The organism is Streptomyces lavendulae subsp. lavendulae, assembly GCF_002803845.1.
Lineage (GTDB): Bacteria > Actinomycetota > Actinomycetes > Streptomycetales > Streptomycetaceae > Streptomyces > Streptomyces lavendulae.
The window spans coordinates 3,085,349-3,100,373 of record NZ_CP024985.1; the positions used below are offsets into that span (position 1 = coordinate 3,085,349).

General features: G+C 73.8%; 15 protein-coding genes. 7 read left to right on the forward strand and 8 right to left on the reverse strand.

What is annotated here, in order from left to right; genetic code table 11:
• Window positions 1-28 precede the first annotated feature (28 nt).
• Window positions 29-1,018 carry an XdhC family protein gene (locus tag SLAV_RS12895; protein ID WP_030235732.1) on the forward strand — a complete coding sequence of 330 codons (990 nt, stop codon included), beginning with the start codon at window positions 29-31 and terminating at the stop codon, window positions 1,016-1,018.
• 295 nt (window positions 1,019-1,313) lie between these two features.
• Window positions 1,314-1,718 (forward strand): DUF6479 family protein, encoded by a 405-nt coding sequence (locus tag SLAV_RS12900; protein ID WP_030235729.1) that lies wholly within the window; start codon window positions 1,314-1,316, stop codon window positions 1,716-1,718.
• Window positions 1,719-1,770: 52 nt separating this feature from the next.
• Here the strand turns inward: SLAV_RS12900 and SLAV_RS12905 are convergent, their stop codons facing one another.
• Together SLAV_RS12905 and ligD are read right to left on the reverse strand one after the other, a co-directional pair.
• Window positions 1,771-2,661: an ATP-dependent DNA ligase gene (locus tag SLAV_RS12905; RefSeq protein WP_199922204.1), complete on the reverse strand. Its 891-nt coding sequence runs from the start codon at window positions 2,659-2,661 to the stop codon at window positions 1,771-1,773.
• Complete coding sequence (ligD, locus tag SLAV_RS12910) at window positions 2,658-3,542, reverse strand: non-homologous end-joining DNA ligase (protein WP_030235723.1); 885 nt, start codon at window positions 3,540-3,542, stop codon at window positions 2,658-2,660. Before ligD ends, SLAV_RS12905 begins: the two co-directional genes overlap by 4 nt.
• A 31-nt stretch (window positions 3,543-3,573) precedes the next feature.
• Between ligD and ku the strand changes: the two genes are divergently transcribed.
• Window positions 3,574-4,728: a non-homologous end joining protein Ku gene (gene ku / locus SLAV_RS12915; RefSeq protein WP_030235718.1), complete on the forward strand. Its 1,155-nt coding sequence runs from the start codon at window positions 3,574-3,576 to the stop codon at window positions 4,726-4,728.
• A gap of 24 nt (window positions 4,729-4,752) precedes the next feature.
• Here ku and SLAV_RS12920 read toward each other — a convergent pair whose 3' ends face one another.
• Window positions 4,753-5,553 carry a nuclease-related domain-containing protein gene (locus SLAV_RS12920; protein ID WP_030235712.1) on the reverse strand — a complete coding sequence of 267 codons (801 nt, stop codon included), beginning with the start codon at window positions 5,551-5,553 and terminating at the stop codon, window positions 4,753-4,755.
• A gap of 187 nt (window positions 5,554-5,740) precedes the next feature.
• On the opposite strand from SLAV_RS12920, the gene SLAV_RS12925 reads away from it, so the two are divergent.
• The 3 genes from SLAV_RS12925 to SLAV_RS12935 all read left to right on the forward strand — a co-directional run bounded on the left by SLAV_RS12925 (window position 5,741) and on the right by SLAV_RS12935 (window position 8,453).
• Entirely contained in the window at window positions 5,741-6,379 is a 639-nt protein-coding gene (locus tag SLAV_RS12925; protein WP_030235708.1) for a hypothetical protein, read from the forward strand.
• A gap of 134 nt (window positions 6,380-6,513) precedes the next feature.
• On the forward strand, window positions 6,514-7,224 hold the full coding sequence (locus SLAV_RS12930; protein ID WP_051841242.1) for a hypothetical protein: 711 nt from the start codon (window positions 6,514-6,516) through the stop codon (window positions 7,222-7,224).
• On the forward strand, window positions 7,221-8,453 hold the full coding sequence (locus tag SLAV_RS12935) for a histidine kinase dimerization/phospho-acceptor domain-containing protein (RefSeq protein WP_030235702.1): 1,233 nt from the start codon (window positions 7,221-7,223) through the stop codon (window positions 8,451-8,453). Before SLAV_RS12930 ends, SLAV_RS12935 begins: the two co-directional genes overlap by 4 nt.
• A gap of 387 nt (window positions 8,454-8,840) precedes the next feature.
• Here SLAV_RS12935 and SLAV_RS12940 read toward each other — a convergent pair whose 3' ends face one another.
• From SLAV_RS12940 to SLAV_RS12950, 3 genes are read right to left on the reverse strand one after another with little or no spacing between them, the layout of a single operon-like run.
• Window positions 8,841-9,110 (reverse strand): DUF8847 domain-containing protein, encoded by a 270-nt coding sequence (locus SLAV_RS12940; RefSeq protein WP_030232517.1) that lies wholly within the window; start codon window positions 9,108-9,110, stop codon window positions 8,841-8,843.
• Window positions 9,111-9,120: 10 nt separating this feature from the next.
• Window positions 9,121-9,834, reverse strand: a complete 714-nt coding sequence (locus tag SLAV_RS12945; protein WP_030232520.1) for a TetR/AcrR family transcriptional regulator — start codon at window positions 9,832-9,834, stop codon at window positions 9,121-9,123.
• 23 nt (window positions 9,835-9,857) lie between these two features.
• Entirely contained in the window at window positions 9,858-10,787 is a 930-nt protein-coding gene (locus SLAV_RS12950; RefSeq protein ID WP_030232522.1) for an AurF N-oxygenase family protein, read from the reverse strand.
• Between the two features lie 160 nt (window positions 10,788-10,947).
• On the opposite strand from SLAV_RS12950, the gene SLAV_RS12955 reads away from it, so the two are divergent.
• Window positions 10,948-12,072: a ferritin-like domain-containing protein gene (locus tag SLAV_RS12955; RefSeq protein ID WP_030232525.1), complete on the forward strand. Its 1,125-nt coding sequence runs from the start codon at window positions 10,948-10,950 to the stop codon at window positions 12,070-12,072.
• 35 nt (window positions 12,073-12,107) lie between these two features.
• Here the strand turns inward: SLAV_RS12955 and SLAV_RS12960 are convergent, their stop codons facing one another.
• Both SLAV_RS12960 and SLAV_RS12965 read right to left on the reverse strand, forming a co-directional pair.
• The gene (locus SLAV_RS12960; RefSeq protein ID WP_030232527.1) at window positions 12,108-13,568 is read right to left on the reverse strand and encodes a penicillin-binding transpeptidase domain-containing protein; all 1,461 of its coding nucleotides are present in this window, start codon (window positions 13,566-13,568) and stop codon (window positions 12,108-12,110) included.
• Window positions 13,565-14,944 carry an FtsW/RodA/SpoVE family cell cycle protein gene (locus tag SLAV_RS12965; RefSeq protein ID WP_030232530.1) on the reverse strand — a complete coding sequence of 460 codons (1,380 nt, stop codon included), beginning with the start codon at window positions 14,942-14,944 and terminating at the stop codon, window positions 13,565-13,567. Before SLAV_RS12965 ends, SLAV_RS12960 begins: the two co-directional genes overlap by 4 nt.
• Window positions 14,945-15,025: the final 81 nt, after the last annotated feature.

A 15,025-nucleotide genomic window follows, 5' to 3' on the forward strand; every position in this document is an offset into this window, starting at 1 on the left:
GCAGCGCGTGGAGGATGGGGCGAGGCGGATGCGTGAGCTGGCGGAGACCGCACGGCAGTGGGTGGCGGAGGGGCGGGTCGCGTTCCTGGCGCGGCCGGTGACCGAGCAGGGGTTCGGGCCGCGGGATCCGGCCGGGGCCCTGCTCGTGGACGTGCGGGGCGAGTGCGTGGGGGCCCTGTACCGCGGGGTGTTCGACGCCGAGCTCGTCGCCGAGGCGGCGGCGCTGGGCGGGGGCGCGGGCGCGGAAGGGGCCCGGGTGTGCGAGCTGTCCGTCGGGGCGGGCGAGGCGGTGGAGGCCCGGCTGACCTGCGGCGGGCAGGCCGAGGTGCTGTTGCAGCCGCTCGCGGCGATCCCGGCCGAGTGGTGGGAGCTGCTCGGGACGGGGGCCGGGGTGGCGCTGGTGACCCGGCTGAACGAGGACGCCGACCGGGCGGAGAGCCGGGTCGTACGGGCCGACGGGACCGCCGGCGACGACGCCGAGCGCCGGGCCGGGGAGCTGCTCGGTACGCGCCGTCCCGGCCGGGACGCGCTGTACGGGGGGTCCGGGCTGGTGCTCGTGGAGGCGTACCCGTCGGCGCCGCACGTGGTGATCGGTGGGGCCGGGGAGCTGGCCGAGGTCATCGCGGCCCAGGCGGCGCTGCTCGGCTGGGAGGCGGTGGCCGTGGAGAGCGCGGCCGAGGCGGAGAAGGTGCTGAGCGCCCATCGGGACGCCGCCTGCCTGGTGCTGCTCAGCCACGAGCCGGACTTCGACGTGCCGGCCCTGCGGACGGCGCTCGCGCTCGGGATCCCGTACGTCGGTGCGCTCGGTTCGCGGCGGACCACCGCCCGGCGCCGGGAGGGGCTGCTCGCGGCCGGGGTCCGGGAGGCCGAACTGGCCCGGGTGCACGGGCCGATCGGGCTCGACCTGGGCGCCAAGACCCCGGCGGAGACGGCCCTGGCGATCTGCGCCGAGATCCTCGGGGTACTCGGCGGCCGGGAGGCGCAGGGCCTACGGGATTCCGACGGCCCGCTGCGGTGACGGACCGCCCGGGGGCGGTGACGGACCGGCGGGGTCGGTAGGGACCACCGGGCGTCCGGCCCGGGCGGGCGGACCGCTCTGGCCGGACGGGCCAGGCGGGGGGTCGCCGGCTGGTCGGGCGAACGGACGGACCGGACGGGCCAGGCGAGCCAGGCAAGGCGGCCGGGCCGGAGGGGCCGGACGGGGCGGCCGGGCCGGACGGGGTCGCCCGGCGCCGGCTGGCCGCTCCCCCGCGGTGCGAAGTTTCTGTGGGCCGATTGCATGAAATCAGACCAAACGCGGGAAAATAGGACGTATGAACACGACCCTGATCCCCCTCGCGGCGGACGCGACACTGGGCCAGATCGCATGGTTCCTCGTCGTCGGGCTCGGCGTCGTCGGCGTCCTGCTCGGCGGCTTCGCACTGGGCCGGAGGGTCCGCGACCACGAGCCACCGCCCCCCACCCCCGAGAGCCAGCCCCACCTGCCCGACGGCGGTGCGGTGTACGAGGTGCGCGAGGAGCGGGACTACGTCGAGATCCCCGAAGGCGGCCTGCGCCCCCACGAAATGCAGGGGTACGGAAACTTCGGCTCCCGCACCCACAGCCATCCGGACGACGCCCGCGCCGAACGGGAGTCCGGCTACGAAGTCCCCAAGGGGCCCGGACCCCACGTGCAGCCCGGGGCTCCCCCGAACGCGGGGCGCGGCGCCCACGCCTGAGAGCAGGACCACCGACCCCCGACCCCCGGCCTCTGACCCGCGGCCCCGCGGGTCAGAGGCCCGTCCGGAGCCGGAGCACCTCCGGCGGCGGATGCCGGGCCGAGCTGCGCCGGACCTCTGCGGCCAGGGGCGGGTCCAGCAGGCGGAACGGCACCTCGCCGAGCCCGATCGCGGTGACCGTGGCCGCGGCCGGGGCCGCCTCCCCGAGGGTGGCGACGGCCGCCGCCATCTCCGTACGCAGCCCGGCGGGCAGCGGGCTCGACACCACCGGCGCCTCGTCGTCCCCCGGCAGCACCAGGACCAGGGCCAGCGGGCAGCGCGGGGTGCCGGTGAAGCCGATCACGGCCGCGTCCGCGACGTCGGTGTGGCGCAGCTTGCGCCAGGAGCGCCGGCCCGCGGGGTAGCTCTCGTCGAGCCGCTTCACGACCAGGCCTTCGATGCCGCTGGCGGGCAGGGTCGCGTACCAGGTCTCGGCGAGCTCGGGGTCCGTGGTCATCGGCACCGGCTGGAGCGGCGGGCCCAGGGGCAGGAGGAGGTCGACCAGGAGGGCCCGGCGACGTTCGTAGGGGCGGGTCCGGACGTCGAGCCCGGCCAGTTCCAGCACGTCGAAGGCGGCGTACGAGGCCGGCAGGCGTTGCGCGAGCACCGCCGCGCGGGCCGCGCTGGCGGCCGCGGCGCGCCGCTGGACCAGTGCGAAGTCCGTACGGCCCGCGTGCCACACCACCACCTCCCCGTCCAGTACGGTCCCGGCGGGCAGTTGCCGGGCGGCGGCGGCCAGGTCGGGGAAGGCGGCGGTCACGATCCGGCCGGAGCGGGCCTGGAGGACCACGTCCTGCGCGGTGCGCACGACGACGAGGCGGTGACCGTCGAACTTCGGCTCGTACGCCAGTCCGGCCCCGCGCGGCAGGGTCCGTACGGCTGCGGCCAGTGCCACGCGGATCATGGCAGTCTCCCCGCGCGGGCGGGGTCGGTCAGGGGGGCCAGCAGGTCGCCGTCGCGGGCCAGCCGGGGCGCCATGTCGTCGGCGAGGAACACCAGGTCGGCGGCGGTCCGGCAGCCCTCGACCTCCTCCCAGGTGACGGGGGCGGAGACGGTGGGCAGCTCCCGCGCGCGCAGGGTGTAGGGGGCGGCGGTGGTCTTGGCGGCGGCGTTCTGGCTGTGGTCCACGAACACCTTCCCGGGGCGCAGGGCCCGGGCCATCCGGTGCAGGACCAGGCCGGGGAGGGCGGCCTCGGCCTCCTGGGCGAGGGTCTTGGCGTACGCGGACACGCGCGCCGACGGGGTCGGCTCGATCGGGACGGCCAGGTGCAGGCCCTTGGAGCCGGAGGTCTTGGCGTAGGCGTCGAGGCCGTCGGCGGCGAGGCGCCCGCGCAGCCAGCGGGCGGCGGCGCAGCATTCGACGACGGTGGCGGGCGGGCCGGGGTCGAGGTCGAAGACGATCCGGTCGGCGACGGCTGGGCGGCCGGCCGTCCACTGGGGGGTGTGGAACTCCACGACGAGGTTCGCGGCCCACATGAGGGTGGGCAGGTCGCCGACGACCACCTGTTCGGCCCCCGCGTCCTCGGAGCGGGGCACGGGGGTGGTCCTCACCCAGGCGGGCGTACCGGGCGGCGGGTTCTTGGTGAAGAAGAGCTGTCCGTCCGGACCGTCGGGATAGCGCAGGAAGGAGACCGGGCGGTCGCGGATGTGCGCGAGGAGGGAGTCCGCGACCGTGGCGTAGTAGTGCAGCACCTCGCCCTTGGTGAAGCCGGTCCGCGGGTACAGGACCTTGTCCAGGTTGCTGAGCGCGATGCGACGCCCCTCCACCATGGTGATCGGCGTCATACGATGAGATTGCCACGAATCAGGAGGAACCGTGCGATCCATTTGGAACGGGGCGATCTCCTTCGGCTTGGTCAGCATTCCGATCAAGCTCGTCAACGCCACCGAGAGCCACTCGATCTCCTTCCGTCAGATCCATGTGAGCGACGGCGGCCGGGTCCGCTACCGCAAGGTGTGCGAACTCGACGGTGAGGAGGTGCCGGCCGCCGAGATCGGCAAGGGGTACGAGGAGGCCGACGGGTCGATCGTCCCGATCACGGACGAGGACCTGGCGCGGCTGCCCATCCCGACCGCGAAGACGATCGAGATCGTGTCGTTCGTGCCGGCCGAGGAGATCGATCCGTTGCAGATGGACGCCGCCTACTACCTCGCGGCGAACGGCGCCACGGCGGCGAAGCCGTACACGCTGCTACGGGAGGCGCTGAAGCGGAGCCGGAAGGTGGCGATCGCCAAGTACGCGCTGCGCGGGCGGGAGCGGCTCGGCATGCTGCGGGTCGTCGACGACGTGATCGCCATGCACGGGCTGCTGTGGCCGGACGAGATCCGGCAGCCGGAGGGCGTGGCCCCCGAGGCGTCGGTGACCGTACGGGAGGCCGAACTCGATCTGGCCGACGCCCTGATGGCCACCCTGGGCGAGGTGGAGATCGCCTCGCTGCACGACGACTACCGCGAGGCCGTGGAGGCCATGCTCGCGGCGAAGACGGGCGAGGGGTTCGAGCCGGCCGAGGCGGTGGTGGAGCCGGCCGGCGGCCAGGTGATCGACCTGATGGCGGCGCTGGAGAGCAGCGTACGGGCGGCCAAGGCCTCCCGGGCCGGGGGTTCCGGGGAGTCCGCGGAGTCCGCGGCGGAGGCGGAGGTGACGCCGATCCGCGGCCGCAGGACGCCGGCGGCGAGCGCTCCCGCGCCCAAGGCGGTGGGCGGGAAGAAGTCGACGGCGTCGACGGGCACCGCGAAGAAGACGGCGGCCGCGAAGAAGACCGCGGCCGGGGGGAAGAAGAGCACCGCCACGGCCAAGGGCGCGGCCGGTACGAAGTCCGGGGCCGGGGCCCGGGCCGGGGCCCGCAGTACCAAGTCCGCCTCCGCCGCCGGCGCCAAGTCGGCCGGTACCGGCCGGGCTTCGGCCGCCGGCGCCACCGCCGGCGCGGGGGCCGCCAAGAAGGCGGCGCCCCGCAAGCGGAGTTCGGCCTGAGGGGGTCGCACCGAGGGGTGCGCGCTATGGGGCCGACCAGGTGGACCGGGTGCGGGCCAGGGTGAAGAGGGCCTCCACGTCAGGGAGTTTGAGGGTGGCGGGGGCGGCCGTCAGGACGGCGGCCGCGGTGGCGGACTGGAGGACGAGGACGTCCCGGACCGTCGGGGCCACGTCGATGCGGGAGGCGTCGGCGAGGGCCAGGACGGGAGTGACCTGGGCGGTCAGCGCCCGGGCCGTGCGGGCCGCCGCCCTGCGGATCCATCGCGGGTCCGGTCGGGGCTCGGCGCGGCCCACCGTCAGCAGCAGGTCACCCACTTGGGCGCGCTGGCGGCGCCCCGCGACCGTGCGGACGGCGAACACGCCGGCCGGCCCGACGAGCAGGTGGTCCAGCATCCCGAGGCCGGGCAGCGGGACGTCGTGCAGGGCCCGCCAGTCCTCTTCCTCCAGGGCGTCGAGCTCCGCCCCGATCCGCTGCCGCGCCTGGAGTTCCTGCCGCATCCGGTGCCGGGCCCTGCTGCCGGGCGAGCCGTACGCGAGCTCGCCGAGCAGGGTCTCGCCGGGGCGGTTCGGGGCCAGATCCAGGTCGGGCGGCAGGGTGAGCCGGAGCAGTTCGGCAGGGGTGGGGACCGGCGGCGGCCCGATGGTCCAGTCACCGCTCAGGTACGGGCGCAGGGCCGCCAGGACCGCCGCGCGCTGGTCGTCCTCAAGGACGCTGATCCGGTTGGTCCGCCGGTCGTACCAGGCCACCGCGTGGCCGTCGGAACCGCTGACGTAGAGCCGGCCGCGCCCCGGCCGGCCGCTCGGAAGCACCTTGAGTCCGCTCATCGGCCTCACCCCCGCCGTCCATGTGAGCAGCCGGCGCCGCCCACGGCAATCCCTCCGTTGTGTAACAGCTCCGTCGGCTCCTTGCGGCCTGCCTGTTACAAGAACAGTGCTCCCTCGCAACGGCCGGCGCCTATTTTTATGGCGCCCGGACCCTCCGGGCCGCCCCGACCGACGCCGAAGGAACCCCGTGAGTACCGTCAGCCGCCGCTCGACCGTTCGCGCCGCCGCCGTGACCGCATGCGTCGCCGGTCTGCTGGCGCTGCCCGCGGCCACGGCGTTCGCCGAGGGCAGGCCGGCGTCCGGGGCGCAGCGGACGCTGGTCAAGAGCATCTTCCTGGCGGACGGCCGCTCCACCGCGAAGGTGTACCGCCTCGCCAAGGACGCGTACCAGGCCGACATCCTGCGCTCGGGCACCACGGTGGCCACGCTGACCAGCCGGGACGGCTCCACCGGTTTCGGCGGGTCCGGCGAGCTGCACGCCGCGCTGCGGCCGGACGGGCGGCTGTCCTCCTGGGTCGGCGAGACCCGCCCGCAGGACGGCTCCCACGCGGTGGCCGGTGACGGGCACAAGACCGGGACCCGGCACGGGAGCGGTGGGGGCGACGGCCGGGTGCTGCCCGCCTCCACGGAGGACGGTGGCGGGCGGGGCGCTACGGGTACCGGGTCGGGCACCGGCACCGGCACCGCGCAGGCCTTGCGGCTGCACTCGCTGGCCGACGGGCCCGGCGACGGCGTGCTGCTGCTCGCCGCGGGCGGCGGGATCGCGGCCGTGGGCGCGGCCGGGCTGGGCTTCGCCATGCTGCGGCGGGGGCGGACGGACGGCTGAGCGGGGCCGGGGGCCGGTGAGGGCCGCCGGCGGGGAGTCCACACCTCGGACCGGGCGGCAAAAGGGACGTACCTCTGCATAAGGTTGCTTCGGCCGGAATCGGTCGTACGCAATCCACAGGAAGGCCCTCCACCGTGCGAATACCGCCGTCGCGTGCGGGTGCCGCCCTGCTCGGGCTGCTGCTGCCGCTGCCGCTGCTCGCGGGCTGCGGGAACACCGGCGGGCTCGCGGCCGCCGGGCCCACCCCGACGGCGAGCGGACCCGTACACCTGTGGCCGGAGCGGGCGGGCGCCGAGGTCCCGCCCGCCGATCCCGGGGGCGCGCCGCCCGAGTACGTACAGGGCCTGCCACGGGTCGTCGGCCAGAACGTGCACGACGTCGACCCGGTGGCGCTGGTCCAGGCGGAGCTGCGGGCGCGGCCCGGGCTGGTGACGGGGCCCGACGGGATGCCCGCGGAGACCGCCGCGGCGATCATGGCGTGCGGGACCGCGGGCGAGGACCCGGGGCGCTGCCCGGTGCGCCGGCCGTATTACCGGGACCTCACCGGGAACGGCAAGGACGAGGTCGTGGTGGGCATCGAGTTCCCGGACCGGATGATGTCCGTACGGGTCTACACCGCGGACCCCGACGGCCGGCTCAACCGCATCATGGCGACCACCCAGACCGTCGTCGCCGTCGAGCTGGCCGGACGGGACGTGATCCTGCGGGTGCCGAGCGGCAACCCGGGGTACGAGCTGATCACCGCCTGGTCCTGGGACGGCAAGCAGAGGACGATGCTGCCGGCGCGGGAGCAGATCGTACGGGTGCCCGCGCCGCCGCGGCCGTCCGCCGGCGGCGCGTCATGAGGCGGGTGCTGCCCGCGTGGACGGCCACGCTGACCTGGAAGTCGGCGTGCTTCATCGTGGTGATGTGCTGCTCGCTGGCGGCGGTGCTGGGCGTACTGGTGCACGCCGAGGTGACCCGGCAGACCGTCGCGGCCGCGCGGGAGAAGGCGCTGGCCAAGCTGCACGACGCCGCTGCCGCCTACGAGGCGGGCGAGGCGCTGCCACCGGATTCGGGCATCGATCCGGCGGGGCTGCCGCCGGAGCTGCGGGCCCTGGCGGTGAGCGGGCAGCGGGCGACCGTCGTCGCGGACCGCCTGGGGCAGCCCGTGATGTGGGCCGCCGCCCCGGCGGACGGGCGGGCGCTGGCCACCGCGATCGAATACGGGCAGAGCGCGCGGACGATCCGGGGGCTGGACAACGCCATCATCGGCTCCTCGGTGCTGGCCATCGGCGGGACGCTGCTGGTGGGGGCCTTCGCCGTGACCCGGGTGACGCGCAGGCTGCACCAGACGGCGACGGTCGCCCGGCGGATCACCGGCGGCGACCTGGACGCGCGGGTCGGCGACCGGCGCACGACCGATCCCTCGCGGCACCAGGACGAGGTCTCCACGGTGGCCGGGGCGCTGGACACGATGGCGGGCACGCTCCAGGCGAAGCTGCTGAGCGAGCAGCGGTTCACGGCCGATGTCGCGCACGAGTTGCGGACGCCGCTGACCGGGTTGCAGGCCGCGTCGGAGCTGCTGCCGGAGGGGCGGCCGACGCAGCTGGTGCGGGAGCGGGTGCGGACGATGCGGCAGCTGACCGAGGACCTGCTGGAGATCTCCCGGCTGGATTCGGGGAGCGAGCGGGTGGATACCGATCTGCACCAGCTGGCGCGGCTGGCGCGGAGGGTGGTGCGGGCGTCGGGGACGGACACGGAGGTCGTGGTCGTCAGGGACGCGCACGTGGAGACGGACCGGCGGCGGCTGGAGCGGGTGCTGGGGAACCTGGTCGCGAACGCGCACAAGCACGGGCGGGGGCCGGTGGTGGTGACGGTGGACGGGCCGGTGGTGACCGTACGGGACCACGGGGACGGGTATCCGGAGTACCTGCTCGCGCACGGGCCGCAGCGGTTCCGGAGCGGGGGGAAGGGGAAGGGGCACGGGCTGGGGCTGACGATCGCGGTGGGGCAGGCGGAGGCGATCGGCGCGGGGCTGGAGTTCCGGGGGGCGGAGGGGGGCGGGGCGCTGGCGGTGCTGAGGTTGCCGTAGCCCTGGCCGGGCCGTTGCCCTGGCCGGGCCGTTGCCCTGGCCGGGCGGGGTCGGGGGTGGCCGGGGTCGGTGCCGGGGCGGGGTGTCGTCCGGGACTGCATGATTTATGGTGCCCTGTCCGGGCCTCCAGTGGCCTGTCGGCACCTCGCGCCAACAAATCACGTTTTACGTCCCGGCCAACACCCCACCCCGTCCCCGCCCCCGGCCGGGGCACATTTCCACCCTGGCCAGGTGAAATCCAGCCTCGCCGGCGTTTGAGGCGCGGGGGTCCGGGGGCTGGCCCCCGGCAGGCGGCCCGCACGAAATCCAGCCCCGCCGGCGTTTGAAGCGCGGGGGTGCGGGGGCTGGCCCCCGGCAGACGGCCCGTACACCGACAGCCCCGCAGGGTTACGGCTTCGGGGGTTTGGTCCACGGCCAGCGCGGCTTCGGTTTGCGGCCCGTCGGGGTGAAGGCGTACTTCCAGCCCTTCTGGAGCCCCAGCCGCTTCGAGTAGCCCGCCGGGACCCGTTCGTACAGCAGGACCGTCGGGAGGCCGCCGTCCGGGGCCGGGACCGGGATCTCGTACCACTTCGGGGGGTGGCCGGTCGGGCCGAGGAGGATCGGGAGGACCCGGCCGTCCATGGGGCCGCCCTCGAAGGGGGTCGGTTCGCTTCTCACCCCACCAGTGTCACAGCAGGTGGGCCGCCTCGGAGACCACCGGGATCACGCGGCGGGCGAGGACGCCCACGGGGCCGTCGGCCGACTCCAGGGCCAGGGCGGCCCGGGCGGCGGACGCCGTTTCGGGGTCGGTGGCGGCGGTGGCGGTGAGGAGGGCGATGAACTGGTCCAGGAGCCAGTCGCGCAGCTCGCCGGCCTCCGGCTGCCTGCCCTCGTCGATCCAGATCAGGGAGGCCGCCTCGACTGCGGTGATCCACGTGCGGACCATCATCCGCAGCCGCGGCCCGGGCGTGGGGACGCCGAGGTGGACGAGGATCTGGTCGGCGGCCGCGCGGCGGATGCCGTCGACGGTGGCGGTGGTGCGGGAGGTCTCGACGACGCTGCCGCCCTGGAGGAGGGCGGAGAAGCCGGTGTGGTGTTCGTCGACGAAGGCGAGGTAGCGGTCCAGGGCACGGGAGAGCCGTTGGGTGAGGGGACCCTGCTGGGGCTCGGCGAAGCAGAGTTCGAGGACGTCGGCGGCGGAGCGCAGGGCGGCCTCGTAGAGCTGCTGCTTGCCGCCCGGGAAGTAGCGGTAGACCAGCGGCCGGGAGACCCCGGCGGCCTCCGCGACGTCGTCGAGGGAGACCTCCTCCGGTGCCCGGTGCGCGAACAGCGACAGGGCCGCGTCGAGGAGTTGGGCCCGCCGCTCCTCGACGCTCAGCCTGCGGTACGCGCGTACGGTCATGCACGCAGGGTAGACGACGCCCCTCAGGCCAGGAGGCCGGAGCTCTTCCACAGCCGGCGGCCGACTCCGCGCAGTACGCCGATGTCGTCGAGGAAGTCGGTGAGCCGTTTGGCGCCGGTCTGCATGACCTCCCGGCGGTGTCCGCTGGCCTTGACCTGGGCGACGGCTTCGCGCCGGTCCAGGCCGATGTTGTCGTAGACCTGGGGGTTGACGAAGGCCAGGGAGAAGACGCGGGCGGCCTCCCCGCAGCTGATCCGGGTGAGTTCCTGCTCCCAGCGCGGGGCGGTCAGCATCTGGCGGCGCAGTTCCTCGCGGGCGTAGCGGACGTGGCGGGCCTCCTCGATGACGTGGATCCGGGTGACTCCGCGCACCAGGGGCTGGATCCGCTCGTCGGGGAAGGTGAGGCGCTGCATCCAGTCGAGGATCTCCTCGCCGAGGAGGGTGCAGGCGAAGGAGCCGGGGGTGGTGGAGACCGTCTTGAGGATGCGGGCGAGGTTGTGGTTGACCCGGGAGACGGGGTAGGCCGGGGTGCCGCTCTCGCGGATCATGCGGGCGAACATCATGGAGTGGCGGCACTCGTCGGCGATCTCGGTGAGTGCGTAGCGGACGTGGTTGCTGGTCAGGGACTTGTCGTAGATGTGGCGGACCAGCAGCTGCATGAGGATGATCTCGAACCAGATGCCGAGGGAGCCGAGGGCGGCGGCTTCGTGGCGGGAGAGGTCGATGCGCTGCTCCTCGCCCATCTTCTTCCACAGCGGGGTGTCGTAGAGGGAGAGCAGTTCGGGCGGCCAGTAGTACTTGCCCTCGATCGGCGGGGCGTCCCAGTCGAGTTCGCGGTCCGGGTCGAAGGAGTGCTTCGCGGAGGATTCGAGCAGTCGTTCCGCGACCTGCTCGCGGTCCTTGAGCAGGCCGAGGGCGTCCCTCAGCGCGGCTCGTTCCGTCACTGTCGTCATGGCTTCGGGCACCTCGCGGTCGGGTTACCTGCGGTCACCTCTTATAAGACTGCCTGTCAGCAAGGGCGTCAATCCCTCGCGCACGACTTGTTGACCCCGCGTCTACCAACGTGTGACGCTGCCAACCACCGCATCCCGCACGGCAGTCGAGGAGGCGTCAGTGTCGACGCACGAGCTCTACACCACAGCCCCGGGCGAGGGCGTCTGGCAGGTCCCCGCCACCGGTTCGGCCCGCTTCGGCTGGGAGTACGACGGAGGCCGCGAACGTCTCCTCGCGCTCTACCGGAAGGGCAAGGACAAGCAGTGGGACGGCGCCAAGCGCATCGACTGGGGCATCGAGGTGGACCCGTACGATCCGCTCGGCACCCCCGACGAGGTGCTGACCCTCTACGGCACCCGCCACTGGGACAGGATGACCGACCGGGACAAGGGCGAACTGCGCCGGCACTACAGCGCGTGGAACTTCAGCCAGTTCCTGCACGGCGAGCAGGGCGCCATGGTGTGCGCGGCGCGCATCGTGGAATCGGTGCCGGACCTGGACGCGAAGTTCTACTCGGCCACCCAGACCATGGACGAGGCCCGGCACGCCGAGATCTTCGGCCGCTTCCTGCACGAGAAGGTCGGGATGCTCTACCCGATCAACGACAGCCTCCAGGGACTGCTCGGGGACACCCTGCGCGACTCCCGCTGGGACATGCCGTACCTGGGCATGCAGGTGCTCATCGAGGGCCTGGCGCTGGCCGCGTTCGGCATGATCCGCGACACCACCGACAAGCCGCTGCCCAAACAGATCCTGGCCTACGTGATGCAGGACGAGGCCCGGCACGTGGCCTTCGGGCGGATGGCCCTGCGCGACTACTACAAGCAGCTGACCGACGCCGAACTGCGCGAGCGCGAGGAGTTCGTGATCGAGGGCTGCTACCTGATGCGCGACCGGCTGCGCGGGGTCGAGGTCCTGGAGAACTTCGGCATACCCCGGCGGGAGGCGGAGGAGTACAGCGAGCAGTCGGAGTTCCTGCACCTGTTCCGCAAGCTGCTGTTCAGCCGGATCGTGCCCTGCGTCAAGGACATCGGACTGTGGGGCGAACGGCTCCAGAAGGCCTACCTGGACATGGGGGTCTTCGACATGGGCGACGCCAATCTGGACCTCCTCATGAGCCAGGACGAGGAGCTGGCCGAGTCCCTCGACCGCGAACGCTTCGCGGCGGAGGAACAGGAGCGCGTGGCGGAGGTGGCCGCCGCCGTCAGGGAGGGCGCCAAGGAGGCCGAGGGGGCCGCCGGCTAGCGCGGGACCGGTGGGTGCGGGCCGCCCGCGGCGGTTCAGCGGGTGGACAGGGCGGCCTCCATCACCGCCCGCGCGATCGGCGCCGCGGCGCCGTTGCCGCTGATGTCCCCGCGGACCGCCGACGCGTCCTCGACCACCACGGCCACCGCCACCGCCGGCTGCGGAGCGCCCTTCGCCCGGGCCCAGGAGATGAACCAGGCGTACGGGGTACCGGCGTTGCCGACGCCGTGCTGCGCCGTGCCGGTCTTGCCGCCGACCTGCGCGTCCTTGATCGCCGCGTTGCGCCCGGTGCCGTTCTCGACGACCTTCACCATCAGCTCCTGCATCCGCAGCGCCGTGGCCGGGCTCATCGCGCGGCCCAGGGTGCGCTGGTCGGTGCGCCGCACCTGCGAGCCGTCGCCCCGGGTGGTGCGGTCCACCAGGTAGGGCGTCTTGATCTCCCCGCCGTTGGCGACCGCCGCCGCGACCATCGCCATCTGGAGCGGGGTGGCCTTGGTGTTGAACTGCCCGATCGAGGAGAGCGCCAGCTGGTCGGGGCTCATGTCGGTGTCGAAGTTCGACCGCGACACCCAGGAGGGGACCCGCAGTCCGTCGTCGTTGAACCCGAACCGGTCCGCCGCCTCCGCCATCCGGCGCAGGCCGACCCGCACCCCGATCTTGGCCATCACCGTGTTGCAGGAGAACTGCACCGCCTCCGCCATCGAGGCGTCCTGGCAGCCCGTGCCGGCGTTCGGGAGCAGGGTGCTCGTACCGGGGAGCGGGTACGGGTCGGGGGTCTCGGTCGGCGCGTCCACGTCGGTGACCACGCCGGAGTCGAGGGCCGCGGCCGCCGTCACGATCTTGAAGGTGGAGCCGGGCGGGTAGGTCTCGCGCAGCGCCCGGTTCAGCATGGGCTTGGCAGGGTCCGCGTTCAGCCGCCGCCAGGCCGCCTTGACCTTCGCGCCGGTACCGGAGAGCAGGCCGGGGTCGTAGGAGGGGCTGCTCACCAGCGCCAGGATCCGGCCCGTCGCCGGTTCCACGGCCGCAACCGCGCCCCGCTTGCCGCCCAGCCCCCGGTACGCGGCCCGCTGGACGGCGGCGCGCAGGGTGGTGACGGCGTTGCCGCCGCCGGGGCGGCCGCGCGAGAGCTCGTACCAGAGGGGGAAGGCGGACAGTCCGGGATCGGTGCCGGACAGGACGGCGTCCTCGGCGCGCTCGACGAAGCTGGTGCCGTACGTCTGGGAGGAGAAGCCGGTGACGGGGGCGTAGAGCGGGCCGTCGGCGTACGTGCGCTCGTAGCGCAGGAGCTGGCCGCTGTCGCGGGAGCCGGTGACGGGCTTGCCGTCGACCAGGATCTCCCCGCGCGGTTCGGCGTAGCGCTGGACGGCGGGCCGCTTGTTGGCCGGGTTCGCACCGTAGGCGGCGGCCTCCCAGACCTGCACCCGGGCGACGTTGACCAGCAGGGCGAGGAGCAGCAGGGCGCAGAACCACGCGCACCAGCGGATGTAGCGAATCATCCGGCCCCCTCCCCGGCGCTCTCGGCGGGACGGGGGCGTCGGGCGTTGTCGCTGAGCCGGACCAGCAGCGCCACGATGATCCAGTTGGTGACGACCGACGAGCCGCCCTGGGCGAGGAAGGGCATGGCCATGCCGGTCAGCGGGATCAGGCCGGTCACGCCGCCCGCGATGACGAAGACCTGGAGGGCGATGATCGAGGCGAGCCCGGTCGCGAGCAGCCGCCCGAAGGGGTCGCGCAGGGCGAGCCCGGCGCGGAAGCCCCGGGACACGAGGAGCCCGTAGAGGAGCAGGATCGCGGTGAGGCCGACGAGGCCGAGCTCCTCGCCGGCGGTGGCGAGGACGAAGTCCGACTTGGCGGCGAAGCCGATGAGGAAGGACTGGCCGTGGCCGAGGCCGGCGCCGAGGAGGCCGCCGGCGGCGAAGGAGAAGAGGGACTGGGCGAGCTGGCCGGGGCCCTCGCCCCGCTCGATGGAGGCGAAAGGATTCAGCCAGTCGTCGACGCGGCCGTGCACGTGCGGTTCCAGGGTCCCGACGGCGTAGGCGCCGAGGGCCGCGAGGACCAGCCCGATGGCGATCCAGCCGATCCGTCCGGTGGCGGTGAACAGCATGATCACGAAGAGGCCGAAGAACAGGAGCGAGGTGCCGAGGTCCCGCTCCAGGACCAGCACGCCCACGCTGAGCAGCCAGATCGCCAGGATCGGGCCGAGCACCCGGCCGGGCAGGAGGCGCAGCTTCCAGAAGATCCGGCGACCGGTGAGGGCGAGGGCGGTGCGGTTCGCGGCGAGGTACGCGGCGAAGAACACGGCGAGCAGGATCTTGGCGAACTCCCCCGGCTGGAAGGAGAGTCCCGCGAAGCGGATCCAGATGTGGGCGCCGTTGACGGCCGGGAAGAGGACGGGGACGAGCATCAGGGCGAGCGCGGCGGCGACCGAGAGGTAGGCGTACTTCTGGAGCGCGCGGTGGTCGCGCAGCCCCGCGACGACGAGGACGAACAGCACCACCCCGAGGGCCGACCAGCGCAACTGGTCGCCCGCGCCGCTCTCGCCGGGGGTCGCGAGGTCGAGCCGCTGGATGAGGACCAGGCCCAGGCCGTTGAGCAGCACGGCGATCGGGAGCAGGAGGGGATCGGCGTAGGAGGCCCGGAACCGGACGGCGAGGTGCGCGAGCAGGGCGGCGGCGGCGAGGCCCCCGGCGTAGCGGCCGCCGGGGCGGGGGAGGTGGCCGGTGTCCGCGAGGCCGACGTAGAGGTGGCCCAGTACGGAGATCAGGACCGCACCGGCGAGCAGCGTCAACTCGATGCCCCGGCCCTTGGGGGTCCGGGCATCGGGGGGCGGGGGCGGAGCGGGCTCCGTCACCCTCGCCGTCAGAGCGGTCATACGGGGAAACGTAGCAAGGGTGGGGCTGGTATGTCCGCTTATGTCATAGTGTGCCGAAGAGTCGTCATAAACGGTCAGGAG

Excerpts from the sequence above, each read along its gene's own strand:
- SLAV_RS12895 (WP_030235732.1), top strand. The coding sequence starts at position 29 with ATGCGTGAGCTGGCGGAGACCGCACGGCAGTGGGTGGCGGAGGGGCGG.
- SLAV_RS12900 (WP_030235729.1), top strand. The coding sequence starts at position 1,314 with ATGAACACGACCCTGATCCCCCTCGCGGCGGACGCGACACTGGGCCAG.
- SLAV_RS12905 (WP_199922204.1), bottom strand. The coding sequence starts at position 2,661 with ATGATCCGCGTGGCACTGGCCGCAGCCGTACGGACCCTGCCGCGCGGG.
- ligD (WP_030235723.1), bottom strand. The coding sequence starts at position 3,542 with ATGACGCCGATCACCATGGTGGAGGGGCGTCGCATCGCGCTCAGCAAC.
- SLAV_RS12920 (WP_030235712.1), bottom strand. The coding sequence starts at position 5,553 with ATGAGCGGACTCAAGGTGCTTCCGAGCGGCCGGCCGGGGCGCGGCCGG.
- SLAV_RS12935 (WP_030235702.1), top strand. The coding sequence starts at position 7,221 with ATGAGGCGGGTGCTGCCCGCGTGGACGGCCACGCTGACCTGGAAGTCG.
- SLAV_RS12945 (WP_030232520.1), bottom strand. The coding sequence starts at position 9,834 with ATGACCGTACGCGCGTACCGCAGGCTGAGCGTCGAGGAGCGGCGGGCC.
- SLAV_RS12950 (WP_030232522.1), bottom strand. The coding sequence starts at position 10,787 with ATGACGACAGTGACGGAACGAGCCGCGCTGAGGGACGCCCTCGGCCTG.
- SLAV_RS12960 (WP_030232527.1), bottom strand. The coding sequence starts at position 13,568 with ATGATTCGCTACATCCGCTGGTGCGCGTGGTTCTGCGCCCTGCTGCTC.
- SLAV_RS12965 (WP_030232530.1), bottom strand. The coding sequence starts at position 14,944 with ATGACCGCTCTGACGGCGAGGGTGACGGAGCCCGCTCCGCCCCCGCCC.